The organism is Kribbella sp. NPDC051137, from assembly GCF_040682535.1.
Classification (GTDB): Bacteria; Actinomycetota; Actinomycetes; order Propionibacteriales; family Kribbellaceae; genus Kribbella; species Kribbella karoonensis.
Window position 1 is genome coordinate 1,083,146 of the sequence record NZ_JBFBBI010000002.1, and the last position, 12,871, is coordinate 1,096,016.

Below are 12,871 nucleotides of genomic sequence, written 5' to 3' on the forward strand. Positions count from 1 at the left end.
GCTGCAAACGTTGGCAGTCTCATCTCACCCCGGCCGGTCCGGCCGGGGATCGAAGGGAGATCCCGTGCGCTCCAGAGTGAAACTGACAGCGGTCGTGGCCGGTCTGGCCTTGCTGTCCTCGGTGACGGCCTGTTCCGGAGGCGCCGCGGGTGGGGCCGCCGCGAAAACCCCGCCGCTGACGGTCGCGGCGTACTCGCAGCCGACCTTGCAGCCGAACTTCAACCCGTTCTCGGTGAACGCCCTGCGCGGCACCATCGGGCTGATCTACGAGCAGTTGTTCGACTTCAACACCGCGCACGAGAACGAGTTCATGCCGAGCCTGGCGACGAAGTACACGTGGGCGCCCGGCGGGAAGGCGATCGACCTCACGCTCGACAACCGCGCGAAGTGGTCCGACGGCAGTGCGCTGACCGCCGACGACGTGATCTTCACGTTCGGCTACCTGAAGCAGCACGACCTGCTGGCGCTGCCGGTCGACAAGGTCACCAAGACCGCCGACGGCGTGCACCTCACGTTCACCAAACCGGCGTACGCCGCGATCCAGGACCTCGGGCGGACCGTGATCGTGCCGCAGAAGGTGTGGACCGGCAAGGACCCGGACACCGACACGAACCTGAAGCCGATGGGCAGCGGCCCGTACTCGCTCGGCCAGGTGACCGGCCAGCAGGCCACGTTCACGGCGCGGGACGACTACTGGAAGCAGAAGGTCCCGGTCCCGCAGATCACCTACGTGACCACGAGCAACACCAACCTGCTCGCCCAGCAGCTGGTCCGGCACGAGGTCGACCTCGCGTACGCCGGGATCCCGGACGTCAAGAACCAGTACGTGCAGAAGAATCCCGCGCAGAACCACCTCTGGCCGGTCTACGCGAGCATGAAACCGCTGATGCTGAACCTGAAGCGCAAGCCGTTCGACAACGTGCACGTCCGCAAGGGCATCGCGCTGTCGATCGACCGGCAGGCGGTCACCGACGCGTACAACCCGGGCGTCTACCAGCCGGTCGGCCCGACCGGGCTGTACCAGGGCACCTGGTCGAAGTGGATCGACGCCAAGGACCGCGACCCGGTGAAGCCGGACAAGACGGCCGCGCTGGCCGAGTTCGCGCAGGCCGGCTACCAGGAGCAGGGCGGCAAGCTGATCGGTGCCGACGGCAAGCAACTGAAGTTCCAGATCCTCACGGTCAGCGCATTCGCGGACGGTATGGCGTACACGCAGGAGCTCGCGTCGCAGCTGGCCGCGGTCGGCATCGACGCCACGGTCAACGGCGTACCGTCGGCCGCCTACACCGGTGACGAGGACAAGCGCGACTTCGACGCGATCTACGGTGACGCGTTCACCTTCGGGACGAACCCGTACACGTTCTACAACAAGATGCTGTCGAAGAAGTCGAAGACCAACGTGGTCGGCTGGGACGACCCGGCGACCGAGGCTGCGCTGGGCACCCTCGCCCAGGCCGCGCCGGAAGCCCAGCTGCAGGCGTCGAAGCCGCTGCAGCAGATCATGCTGACCCAGCTCCCGGTGGTCCCGGTGTCGGTGAAAGGTACGCCGTACATGTACAACACCGAGCACTGGACCGGCTGGCCGAGCGCCGAGGACCCGTACACGACGCCGGATCCCGGGGCGATCAGCGGGGTGTTCGCGGCCACCATGTTCCTCTCGTTGAAGCCGGCATGACCCGGTTCCTCGGTACGCCGTTCGTGCAGCGGATCGGGTTCTACCTGATCGCGGCCTGGTCCGCTGTCACGATCAACTTCGTCCTGCCGCGGTTGATGCCGGGCGACCCGGCGTCGGCGATCCTGTTCAAGATGTCCGAACTCGGGCCGGTGTCCGAGCAGCAGGAGGAGTTGGTGCACCGGCTGTTCGGCGGCGCCCGCGGGCAGTCCTGGTGGCACGAGTACCTCGGCTACCTGAACGGGATCGTGCACCTCGACTTCGGGCGGTCGATCTCGTTCTACCCGGCGACCGTCTCGGCGGTGGTGAAGTCCGGGTTCCTCTGGACGCTGCTGCTGGTCGGCAGTGCGACCGTGATCGCTTTCGTGCTCGGCACCGGCCTCGGGATCGTGGCCGGCTGGCGTCCGGGGCGGGCGCTGGACTCGGTCGGCAGCCTGGTGTCGATCTTCCTGCACTCGATGCCGTACTTCTGGGTGGCGCTGATCCTCGCCTACGTGTTCGCGTTCACGCTCGGCTGGTTCCCGCTGTCCGGCGGCGCCGACCTCGGACTCGTGCCCGGGTTCGGCCCGGACTTTCTGAGCAGCGCGGTCCGGCACGCGATGTTGCCGGCCGCAACGATCGTGCTGACCTCGGTGAGCGGGTGGATGATCCACATGCGCAACATGATGGCGTCGGTGGTGAACGAGGACTACGTCCTGCTCGCGCAGGCGAAGGGCCTGCCCGGGCATCGCGTGGTGTTCTCGTACGCCGCACGGAACGCGGTACTGCCGAGCATCAGCGGCTTCGCGGTGTCGATCGGGATGGTGGTCGGCGGCTCGCTGCTGACCGAGATGGTGTTCAACTACCCCGGCCTCGGCAGCCTGCTCAACCAGGCGATCGTGAACGTGGACTACCCGCTGATGCAAGGCCTGTTCCTGATCATCTCGCTGACCGTGCTGGCGGCGAACTTCGTGGTCGACTCGCTCTACGTACTGGTCGACCCGCGCACCCGGGAGGTGTCGTGATGGCCCGCGACCGCAAGGTGACCGTCGGACTGGCGATCCTCGGCGTGATGCTGCTGATCGCGATCCTCGGTCCGTACTTCGTCAGCGGTGTGCTCGGCCGGTCGCCGACCAAGCTGCACGCGGGTCCGCCGATGGCGGGTCCTTCCGGCGAGCACTGGCTCGGTACGACGTCGTCCGGCGTGGACGTGTTCGCGCAGTTCATCACCGGGACCCGCGTTTCGGTGTTCGTCGGCCTCGTCGGCGGGACGATCTCGACGTTCCTCGCCGTACTGTTCGGACTCGTCAGCGGGTATCACAAGGGCAAGACGGGCGCCGCGCTGACCGGATTCGTGAACATCTTCCTGGTCATCCCGGGGCTGCCGTTGCTGCTGCTGATCGCGAGCTACACCAGGGGCCGCGGCGGTTGGCCGGCGGTCGCGCTGATCATCGGCCTGACCAGCTGGGCCGGAGGCGCGCGGGTCAAGCGGGCGCAGACCTTGTCGCTGCGGAACCGCGACTTCGTGGCCGCCGCGCAGTACTCCGGCGACAAACAGACGCGGGTGCTGTTCCTGGAGGTCGTCCCGCATCTGGCGCCGGTGATCGCGTCGACGTTCCTGTTCGCGGTGGTCGGGTCGATCGCCGCGGAGGCCGGCCTGGACTTCATCGGCGCCGGCAACACGAACACGGTCAGCTGGGGCACGATGCTCTACTGGGCGCAGTCGCAGGGCGCGCTGCAGACCGGCGCCTGGTGGTGGTTCCTGCCGCCGGGTCTCGGCATCGCGCTGGTCGGTACGGCGGCCGGCCTGGTCAACTTCGGGATCGACGAGCTGTCCGACCCACGGCGCCGTACCCTCCGTACCCTCCGTACCCTCCGTGGCCGCCCGAAGCGGAAGGTCGTGACCGCATGACGTTGCTGGAAGTACGAGACCTCGTGGTGGAGTACAGCGAAGAGCTGCGGGCGGTCGACAAGGTCTCGTTCGACGTCGGACGTGGTGAGATCTTCGGCGTGCTGGGGGAGAGCGGCAGTGGGAAGACGACGCTGATGACCGCGATCACCCGGTTGCAGCGTCCGCCCGCGCGGATCGCCGGCGGCACGGTCACCTACCGGCCCGCCGACGGCAGGCCGGTCGAGCTGGTCGGCTGTACGCCGCGTCAGCTCCGGGAACTTCGCTGGGAACGGCTGGCCGTCGTGTTCCAGAGCGCGATGAGTTCGCTGAACCCGGTGATGCGGGTCGGTACGCAGTTCGCCGACGCGATCCGTGCGCACCGGCCGATGAAGCGCGCCGCGGCGTGGGACCGGGCCGGGGAGCTGCTCGAACTGGTCGGCATCCCGCGCGACCGGGTGCGCAGCTACCCGCACGAGTTGTCCGGCGGGATGCGGCAGCGGGCCGCGATCGCGCTGTCGCTCGCCTGCGAGCCCGACCTGGTGGTGATGGACGAGCCGACGACCGCGGTCGACGTGGTGATGCAGCGGCAGATCCTCGACAACCTGAAGGAGCTGCAGGCGACCTTCGGGTTCTCGGTCCTGTTCGTCACGCACGACCTGTCGCTGCTGGTCGAGCTCGCCGACCGGATCATGGTGATGTACGCCGGTCGCGCGGTCGAGATCGCCGATGCGCAGGACATCTACCGGGACCCGAAACATCCTTATACCCAAGGGCTGCGGGACTCGTTCCCGTCGTTGCACGGTCCGCGGCGGGAGCTGCGCGGGATCGGAGGAGCGCCGCCCGACCTGCGCCGGCTGCCGACCGGGTGCGCGTTCGAGCCGCGCTGCCCGCAACGCGTCGACGACTGCAAGGAGACACTTCCGTTGCTGATCGAGCGCGACCGTACGCAGGCAGCCTGCCTGCTCCTCGACCGTCAGGAGGTGGGCCATGCTGGAGGCCATTGACGTCACCAAGCGGATGGCGTTGCACGGCAGGCGGCACGGTCAATGGTTCACTGCGGTGGACTCGGCTTCGCTGAAGCTGGAGCCGGGCAAGGTGGTGGCGCTGGTCGGGGAGAGCGGGTCCGGCAAGAGCACGCTGGCCCGGATCCTGACGCTCGGCGACGAGCCGTCCGAGGGTACGATCCGGCTGGCCGGCAAGGAGGTCAGCGGCCGGCGGCGCGCGGACCGGCAGGCGCACTTCGGCCAGGTGCAGCTGATCATGCAGGACCCGTTCGCGTCACTGAACCAGCTGCACAAGGTCCGCTACATCCTGGGCCGCCCACTACGGAACTTCGGCGCGCGCGGCGACCTGGACGCGCGGATCGTCGAGCTGCTCGAACGGGTGAACCTGTCGCCGGGGGAGCAGTACGTCGACAAGTACCCGCACGAGTTGTCCGGCGGCCAGCGGCAGCGCGTCGCGATCGCCCGCGCGCTGGCCGCGGACCCGGCCGTCCTGATCGGCGACGAGCCGGTGTCGATGCTGGACGTCTCGATCCGGCTCGACGTACTGAGGCTGTTCGCGGACCTGTGCGCGCGGGACGGGCTCGCGATGCTGTACATCACGCACGACATCGCGAGTGCCCGGTACTTCGCGGACGAGATCAACGTGATCTACGCCGCGCGGATGGTCGAGGGCGGCCCAGCGGAGCAGGTCACGCAGCACCCGCGGCACCCGTACACGCAGCTGCTGCTCGAGTCCTCGCCGGACCCGGACCGCGTCGGCGAGCGCGGTAGATTGCCGATTGTCGACAGTCCTACGGAGCCGGCCGACCGGGAGCAGGAACTCGCGGGCTGCCCGTTCGCGGCCCGCTGCCCCCACACGATGCCGATCTGCACCGAGAAGCCACCCCCGGCCACCACGTTCCCCGACGGCCACTGGTCACGGTGCTGGCTGCACGAGTGAGTGGCGGATCAGGTGATGCCTGAGGTGCGGTGGATCAGGTCGATCCAGTGCTCGAGTTCGCCGCGGAGGTGCCGCAACGTCTCGGCATGCTCCGCGCGGTCGGCGAGGTCTTCGAGTTCGAAAGGATCCGCTTCCAGGTCGAAGAGCTGCACCGCACCGTCCGCGGTCGACAGCAGCTTCCATCGGTCGGCCCGGACCATCCGGCGGCGGCCGGACTGGGTGATCTCGTTGACTGTGTCGACCGCGAGATCGCCCGAGGGTGTCTCACGTACTCCGGGCAGTCGGCCCGCAGGCTCGGCCTGGAGTATCGGAGTTCCGTCTCCCTGTTCGGCGTAGACACTCGTGAAGCCGTCAGCTTCCGGATCGCGGAGCAGCGGAACGAGACTGCGGCCCTGCACGCCGGCCGGTACCGGCTCGTCGAGGAGTTCACAGATCGTCGGCAGGACGTCTGCGATCGACACGTGGGCGTGGCTGGGCCGCGGGGCCGGCCGGACGCCGGGCCCGTGGAAGAGCAGCGGGATCCGTGCGAGTACCTCGGGCAATCCCGGGCCTTTGCGCATCAGGCCGTACTCTCCGGCGAAGTCGCCGTGATCGGCCAGGTGCACGAACAGCGTCGTGGCCAGCCGCCCGGTCCGCCGGAGGTGGTCGACCAGCCTCGAGAGCTGGTCGTCGACCAGACGCAGCATGCCGACGTAGTTGGCGCGTGCCCGCGCCAGGACTGCCGGCGCGGCCTCGCCGCTGAGCTCCGCGAGCCGACCGGCGTAGCGCCAGGCAAAGTCACGGTCGGCCAGAACGGCGGACGTTGTCGCGGGTGGCGGCACGGTGTCCGGCCCGTAGCCGGAGAAGTACGGTTCGGGAACCTGGTAGGGAACATGCGGTTCGGGGATCGACAACCAGAGGAGGGAGCGGTCGTCGGGACCGGCCGAGTCCAGCCAGTCGATCGCCTCGTCGACCAGGCGGACCGGTAGTTGCTGCGCGAGGGCGAACGGCGTCGGCGTAGTCGTCGTACCGGGGTTCGCGCGCAACCAGTCGTCGAAGTCGCGGTCGGCGCCGGTCGCGGCCGTCGGCGGGATACGGCCGTAGTGGCTGTACTCGGCCCAGTGGTCCATGCGGTCCGGCGTCAGGTGCGAGTGGTTCTTGCCGATCAGTGCGGTCCGGAACCCGGCGCGTCCGACGACGTCGACGAGGTCGGCGCCGCGCGCCGGGTCGTGGTACCCGGTATTGCCGAGGACGCCGTGCGCGCTCGGGAACCGGCCGGTGAGCAGGCTGATCCGAGCCGGCACGCAGAGAGGTGTCGTGGTGTAGGCGCGGTCGAACCACCGGCCCGTGGTGGCCAGGTTGTCGAGGGTGGGTGTGCAGTCCCGGGGGAATCCTTCCCGGGCAGTCAGGTCCGCGCGTTGCTGATCGGTCAGGACGAGAACGATCTGCCGCGGTGCGCGGTCATCCACCGGTGCTTTCCCGGACCTCGAGATGGAAACCGGCCACGAACTCACGCGGTGCGGACGAGAAGCTGCCCTTCAGCCGATCCGCGAGCAGCCCGACCGCGGTCTCGGCGATGTGCTGCTTGTCCGGGGCGATCGACGTCAGGCTGGGGCGGGTGTAACGGTTCGCGGCGATGTCGTCGATACCGACCACGGCGACGTCCTCGGGGACCCGGACGCCGTTGTCGAAGAGGGCTCGCAGCGCGCCGTGTGCCAGCAGGTCGTTCGAGCAGAACAGGGCATCCGGCGGGCGGCTGAGGGCCAGCAGATGCTCGACCGCCTCGACGCCCTTGTCCTGCCGCCAGCGCTCCTGGGACCGCACCAACCGCGCCGCGGGCCGCAGACCCGCGGCGACCAGTGCGTCGTAGTACCCCTCGTAGCGGCCGCGGGAGACCGCGTCGCCGCTGGGCGTGGCACCGATCACGGCGATCCGCTTCCGGCCGAGGTCGATCAGGTGCTCGGTGGCCGCACGACCCGCGGCGTAGCTGTCGATGGCCACCCGGTCGGCGACCCTGGTCAGCCGCTCGCCGAGCAGGACCATCGGTGTGGTGTCGGTCCGGGCGGCGAAGTCGTCCGCGGTCAGCCGGCCGGGCACGAACAGCAGTCCGTCGATGAGCTGCGACCGGATCCCTTGCAGGACGAGCCGTTCGCGCTCCGGGTTCGCGTCGGTCTGATCGACCAGGACCGTCCACCCGTAGCTCTCGGCCGACTTGACGATCAGCTCGGCCAGTTCGGCGAAGTACGGGTTGCCGATCTGCGGTACGGCGAGCGCGATCACGCCGGACCGCCCGCGCCGCAGGCTCCGGGCCGAGACGTTCGGGCGGTACCCGAGCTCGTCGATCACCTGCTCCACGCGTTGCCTGGTCGCTGCGCCGACCCGGCCGGTGCCGTTGACGACGTTCGACACGGTCTTGATCGACACGCCCGCCCGCGCGGCGACATCGCCGAGTGTTGCCGCCATCGGCACCTCCCATCGCCAGGATCTGTCGCTGCGACGATACAACGTTAAATCCTGTCGCGCCTGAATCCGAGCGGCGTTCGGCCGAGCTCTCGGCGAGATCTGTACAGCTGGGTTACGTTCCTGGTACAACGATGAATCATCAAAGCGGGCCAGGTGATCCCCAGGGAGGATCCATGATCAGCAGGCGAAGATTCTTCGGCGCGTCGGCCGGTGGCGTGATCGGTGCGCTCGCGGCCGCGGCCTGCAGCACCGCACCGGGGGGAGGTGGCGGTGGCCAGGCGGCCGGCGCGAAGACGCTGCGGGTCTGGGACCACTTCCAGCCTCGCGAGGACCTGCACAAGAAGCTGTTCGCGGACTTCCAGAAATCGTCCGGAACCGTTGTGCAGTACACGGTCTACAACCCGAACCAGCAGGGCCAGGCGCTGCAACTGGCCTTCGGGAGCAAGCAGCTTCCGGACGTGTTCACGACGGCCGGCGTGAAGCTGCCGCAGCCGCGATTGCGCAAGGACGGCTGGATCGCGCCGATCGAGCTGAGCAAGGAGGATCTGTCGGCGATGCCGGCCGACGCGTTCCTGAACGGCTTCACGCACTTCGACGGCAAGCTGTACTCGCTGCCGATGGTGAATTACCGGCAGTACGGGACGCTGACGTGGTACAACGTGGAACTCGCCGAGAAGGCCGGCCTGGATCCGGACCGCGATCTGGCGACCTGGGACGGCTTCCGGGCCGCGGCCGCCAAGATCAAGTCCGCCGGCGGCGACGGGATCTCGGGATGGATCGCTCCACTGCAGTTCGCCCAGCGTCTCGGTGAACACGTCTCCGACCTGGCGATGGCCGCCGGCGGCGTCGGCGCCACCGACCCGCGCACCGGCGCCTTCAGCTACGGAACCGATCCGTACGTGCACGCCATCGACTTCCTCGGCGCGTTGAAGAAGGACGGCCTGATCTTCCCGGCGTCGTCCTCGCTGGACGCGCGGACCGCGCGCGCTCGGTGGTCCACCGGCGTGGCCGGCCTGTTCTTCGACGGTCCGTGGAACATCGGCGTGATCAAGGACCAGTTCAAGGCGTTCGTCGACAAGGTCGGTGTGGCGTCCGTCCCGTCGTCCGAGGCGGGCCGGCCGGTGGTGCTCTACGCGCCGCCGAAGGCGGGCGACTACTGTGCCGCGGCCACGTCCAAGGAGCCTGAACTTGTCGCCAAGCTGCTGAAGATCTTCACCACCGAGGAAGTGATGCTCGCCGAGACCGAGCAGATGGACGGAATGCCGGTCGACCTCGCGCTGGTGAACAAGGCGAACGTCCACCCGACCTACAAGAAGGCGGCCGAGCTGTTCGGCCGGCAGATCCGGCTCCGGCCCGCGCCGGAGGTCCGCAACCCCGGAGTCAGCGAGGTGGTGGCGGAGATGAAACAGGTCGAGCCGGACCTCGGCGGAATCGTGCAGGGCGTGCTCAGCGGCCAGCTCCCCGACGCCCGGAAGGCGCTGTCGGAGTACGACCGGAAGCTCACCGCGGAGCGCGCGCGGGCGATCAAGGCCGTGGCAGCGAAGGGCGTGAAGGTCAGCGAGAGCGACTGGGTGTTCGGCAACTGGACGCCCGGTGAGGACTACGGCCACGACAAGTACAAGACGTCGTGAGGAGCGTGCCGAGCCGTGACTGTCACCGTTGAGGGCCGGGCGGACCGCCGTACCGACCCGGCAGGCCGGTCGCCGAGACGCCCGCAGCCCCCGCGGCAGGGGCGCAATCGGCTGTGGATCTGGCTGTTCCTCACTCCGACCGTCGTCCTGTACGGCGTCTACACGATCTACCCGGTGCTCGCGAGCTACTGGTACTCGTTCGTCGAGTGGAACGGGTTCGACGAGGCGAAACACTGGGTCGGACTGGCGAACTACCGGGCCGTGCTGGCCGACCCGTTGTTCTGGAACTCGTTCAAGATCACCGTGCTGTTCATGGTGGCCGTCGTGCCGGTGAAGGTGCTGTTCACCCTGCTGCTGGCGCTCGTACTGAACTCGCCCAAGCTGCCGATGCGGACGTTGTTCCGGACCGCGTTCTTCCTGCCTGTGGTGACCACGACGGCGATCGTCGGGATCGTGATGCAGTTCGTCTTCGACCCGGCGTCGGGTCCGGTGAACGTGGTTCTGCGCAAGCTCGGTCTGGTGGCCGACGGCATCAACTTCCTGGGCGATCCGAAGACCGCGCTGTGGACGGTGGTCGGGGTCTATATCTGGAAGTGGTTCGGCGTCACGCTGATCTACTGGCTCGCCGCGCTGCAGACGGTACCGGACGAGGTCTACGAGGCCGCGGCGATCGACGGGGCCGGGCCCTGGGGGTTGCTGCGGCATGTGACGCTGCCGCTGCTGAAGCCGTTCGCGGTGATCATCACGCTGCTGACCCTGGAAAGCACGCTGAAGGTCTTCGACCTGATGCTCACCATGACCAACGGAGGTCCCTTCTACGCGACCGAGGTGGTCGAGATCTACATCTATCGGTGGGCGTTCGCCGCGACGGTTCCCGAGCTGGGCTTCGCCTCGGCCGCGGCGGTGATCTTCGGCTTGTTCGTCGGCCTGATCGGAGTCCTGCAGTTGCTCGGGATCCGGGCCGCCCGGAAGGCGAGGGGTACGGCATGAGTACGGCGGACGAGGTCGCGGCCGGCCGGCCGAACCGGTGGAACCCGGCGCGTGTGCTGCGCCGCCTGCCGTGGTGGTGCGCGGCGGTGGTGATCGGCATCGGCGGGCTGCTCTGGATCTACCCGTTCCTGTGGATGATCGGTGCGTCGCTCAAGGACCCGCTCGAGGTCTTCACGTCCGGGCTCTCGCTGTTGCCGAAACACGCCCGGTGGGGCAACTACGGCCGGGCCTGGAGCGATGCCGGGTTCGGTCAGTACCTGTTCAACACTGTCGTGGTCACGGTGACGACCGTCGTGCTCGTCGTCGTGCGGTGCGCGATGGCGGGCTACGTCCTGGCCCGCTACCGATTCTTCGGCCGGAAGATCGTCATGGGTGTGCTGATCGCGACCCTGTTCGTGCCCACCGGATACACGATCATCCCGGTGGTCGAGATCTCCCAGCGGCTCGGGCTGCTCAACTCGCTGACGGGCATGGTGCTCGCCCTGTCGGGTGGCGCGCACGTCGCCTCGGTCCTGCTGTATCTCGGCTACTTCCGCCAGTTGCCGCGGGAACTCGAGGAGTCGGCCGTCATCGACGGCGCCGGGTTCCTCAGCATCTTCGGCCGGATCATGCTGCCGCTGGCCAACCCGGTGACCGCGACCGTCACGCTGCTGACGTTCCTGGGCACCTGGAACGCGTTCTTCCTGCCGCTGGTGTTCAGCTTCTCGCGGCCGGATCTCCGGACCCTGAGTGTCGGCATGCTCGCCTTCGTCGGCGAGAACTCGACGGACTGGTCCGGCATGGCCGCGGCCGCGTCGATCTCGCTGCTCCCGGTGGTCGTGCTGTTCGTCGTACTCCAACGCTACTTCGTCGAGGGAATCGCAGGAGCCGTCAAGTCATGAGTGAACGCCCGAACATCCTTCTCATCTGTACGGATCAACAGCGCTACGACACGCTCGGTGCGTACGGCAACGAGCATGTCCGGACGCCGAACCTGGACCGGCTGGCCGCGGAGGGCGTGCTCTTCGAGAACTGCTACGTGCAGAATCCGGTCTGCTCACCGTCGCGGGCGTCGCTGATGACCTCGAGATACCCGCACGCGCACGGTCTCTGGGCGAACGGCGTCCAGTTGCCGGACCACGAGGAGTTCTTCACCAGGACGCTGGCCGACGAGGGCTACGACTGCGGCCTGGTCGGCAAGCTGCACCTTTCGGCCTGCAAGGGAGGCCGGTTGGAGCCGCGGCACGACGACGGCTTCCGGGTCTTCCGCTGGGCGCACGACCCGTATCCGGGTTCGTCGGAGAACCAGTACCACCGCTGGCTGCAGACGGCGTACCCCGAACTCGCGGCGCAGGCCCGGGAACCTGGCGGCCCCGGGTTCGACAACCTGCCGACCGAGGCGCACTACAGCCGGTGGATCGGGAACGAGACGATCGACTTCCTGCAGGCGTCACGGGACCGGTCGAAGCCGTTCTGTTTCGTCGCGAACTTCTTCGACCCGCATCACGGCTTCGGTGCTCCGGCGGAGTACCTGGAGCGGTACCGGGCCGAGCAGTTGCCGCCGCCGGTGACCCGTCCCGCCGAGCTGGACGACAAGCCGCCGATCCTGACCGAAGCGTCGAAGGAGTCGTACGCCGGGCACGCGCGCGGGTACCTGTCGTACACCGAGGACGAGTTGCAGCAGGTCAAGGCGGCGTACTGGGCGATGGTCACGCTGGTCGACGACGAGGTCGGCCGGATCCTGGCCGCGCTCGAGGCGGAAGGCCTGGCGGACAACACGATCGTTGTGTTCACCAGCGACCACGGAGAAATGCTGGGCGACCATCAGTTGATGCTGAAGGGCCCGATGATGTACGACTGCGCCGTCCGGGTGCCGTTGATCGTCCGCTGGCCGGGGCAGCTGCCCGCAGGCACGCGCCGGCCGGAGCTGGTGCAATGGGTCGATCTGGCGCCGACGTTCCTGGACGCCGCCGGGGCACCGGCGCTGCCTCGCGGCCAGGGGAGCAGCTTGCTGCCGCTGGCCCGCGGGGACGCCGGCGCGGTCGGGCGCGGCTGGGCGATCAGCGAGTACCGGAACAGCGGGCATCCCTACGATCCGCCCGTTCACACCACGATGCTGCGGACCGGGCAGTGGAAGCTGGTCGTCTACCACGGGCGGCCGTCGACGGATCGTGATCGTGCCGGGGAGTTGTACGACCTGGAGGCCGATCCGCAGGAGCTCGAGAATCTCTGGGATGCGGCGGACCAGGCTCAGGTGCGGCTGCGCCTGCAGGAGATGCTGCTCGACGTGCTGGTCGCCACCGAGGACCGGAGCCAGCCACGCGTCGACGACTTCTGAGCCGC

11 protein-coding genes are annotated in these 12,871 nt (G+C 68.4%); 9 read left to right on the forward strand and 2 right to left on the reverse strand.

Translation table 11 applies throughout. The features are described from left to right. Positions 1-64: 64 nt before the first annotated feature. The 5 genes from AB0M51_RS12735 to AB0M51_RS12755 are packed head-to-tail and all read left to right on the forward strand — an operon-like array spanning position 65 to position 5,486. On the forward strand, positions 65-1,675 hold the full coding sequence (locus tag AB0M51_RS12735) for an ABC transporter substrate-binding protein (protein ID WP_344187663.1): 1,611 nt from the start codon (positions 65-67) through the stop codon (positions 1,673-1,675). Further along, positions 1,672-2,676 (forward strand): ABC transporter permease, encoded by a 1,005-nt coding sequence (locus tag AB0M51_RS12740; RefSeq protein ID WP_344187662.1) that lies wholly within the window; start codon positions 1,672-1,674, stop codon positions 2,674-2,676. The genes AB0M51_RS12735 and AB0M51_RS12740 overlap by 4 nt, the downstream gene beginning before the upstream one ends. Continuing rightward, positions 2,676-3,563, forward strand: a complete 888-nt coding sequence (locus AB0M51_RS12745; RefSeq protein ID WP_344187661.1) for an ABC transporter permease — start codon at positions 2,676-2,678, stop codon at positions 3,561-3,563. The genes AB0M51_RS12740 and AB0M51_RS12745 overlap by 1 nt, the downstream gene beginning before the upstream one ends. Further along, positions 3,560-4,546, forward strand: coding sequence for an ABC transporter ATP-binding protein (locus tag AB0M51_RS12750; protein WP_344187660.1), 987 nt, complete (start codon positions 3,560-3,562; stop codon positions 4,544-4,546). The genes AB0M51_RS12745 and AB0M51_RS12750 overlap by 4 nt, the downstream gene beginning before the upstream one ends. Beyond that, positions 4,530-5,486, forward strand: a complete 957-nt coding sequence (locus tag AB0M51_RS12755) for an ABC transporter ATP-binding protein (RefSeq protein WP_344187659.1) — start codon at positions 4,530-4,532, stop codon at positions 5,484-5,486. The genes AB0M51_RS12750 and AB0M51_RS12755 overlap by 17 nt, the downstream gene beginning before the upstream one ends. Positions 5,487-5,494: 8 nt before the next feature. On the opposite strand, the gene AB0M51_RS12760 is transcribed toward AB0M51_RS12755, so the two are convergent. Continuing rightward, the gene (locus AB0M51_RS12760) at positions 5,495-6,934 is read right to left on the reverse strand and encodes a sulfatase-like hydrolase/transferase (protein WP_344187658.1); all 1,440 of its coding nucleotides are present in this window, start codon (positions 6,932-6,934) and stop codon (positions 5,495-5,497) included. Further along, on the reverse strand, positions 6,927-7,928 hold the full coding sequence (locus tag AB0M51_RS12765) for a LacI family DNA-binding transcriptional regulator (RefSeq protein ID WP_344187657.1): 1,002 nt from the start codon (positions 7,926-7,928) through the stop codon (positions 6,927-6,929). The genes AB0M51_RS12760 and AB0M51_RS12765 overlap by 8 nt, the downstream gene beginning before the upstream one ends. A 173-nt stretch (positions 7,929-8,101) precedes the next feature. Here AB0M51_RS12765 and AB0M51_RS12770 point away from each other — a divergent pair, with 173 nt between their 5' ends. From AB0M51_RS12770 to AB0M51_RS12785, 4 genes are read left to right on the forward strand one after another with little or no spacing between them, the layout of a single operon-like run. Next, complete coding sequence (locus AB0M51_RS12770) at positions 8,102-9,559, forward strand: extracellular solute-binding protein (protein WP_344187656.1); 1,458 nt, start codon at positions 8,102-8,104, stop codon at positions 9,557-9,559. A gap of 15 nt (positions 9,560-9,574) precedes the next feature. Next, positions 9,575-10,549 carry a sugar ABC transporter permease gene (locus AB0M51_RS12775; protein WP_344187655.1) on the forward strand — a complete coding sequence of 325 codons (975 nt, stop codon included), beginning with the start codon at positions 9,575-9,577 and terminating at the stop codon, positions 10,547-10,549. After that, entirely contained in the window at positions 10,546-11,430 is an 885-nt protein-coding gene (locus tag AB0M51_RS12780; RefSeq protein ID WP_344187654.1) for a carbohydrate ABC transporter permease, read from the forward strand. The genes AB0M51_RS12775 and AB0M51_RS12780 overlap by 4 nt, the downstream gene beginning before the upstream one ends. Next, complete coding sequence (locus AB0M51_RS12785; protein WP_344187653.1) at positions 11,427-12,866, forward strand: sulfatase-like hydrolase/transferase; 1,440 nt, start codon at positions 11,427-11,429, stop codon at positions 12,864-12,866. Before AB0M51_RS12780 ends, AB0M51_RS12785 begins: the two co-directional genes overlap by 4 nt. The last annotated feature ends 5 nt before the right edge of the window (positions 12,867-12,871 follow it).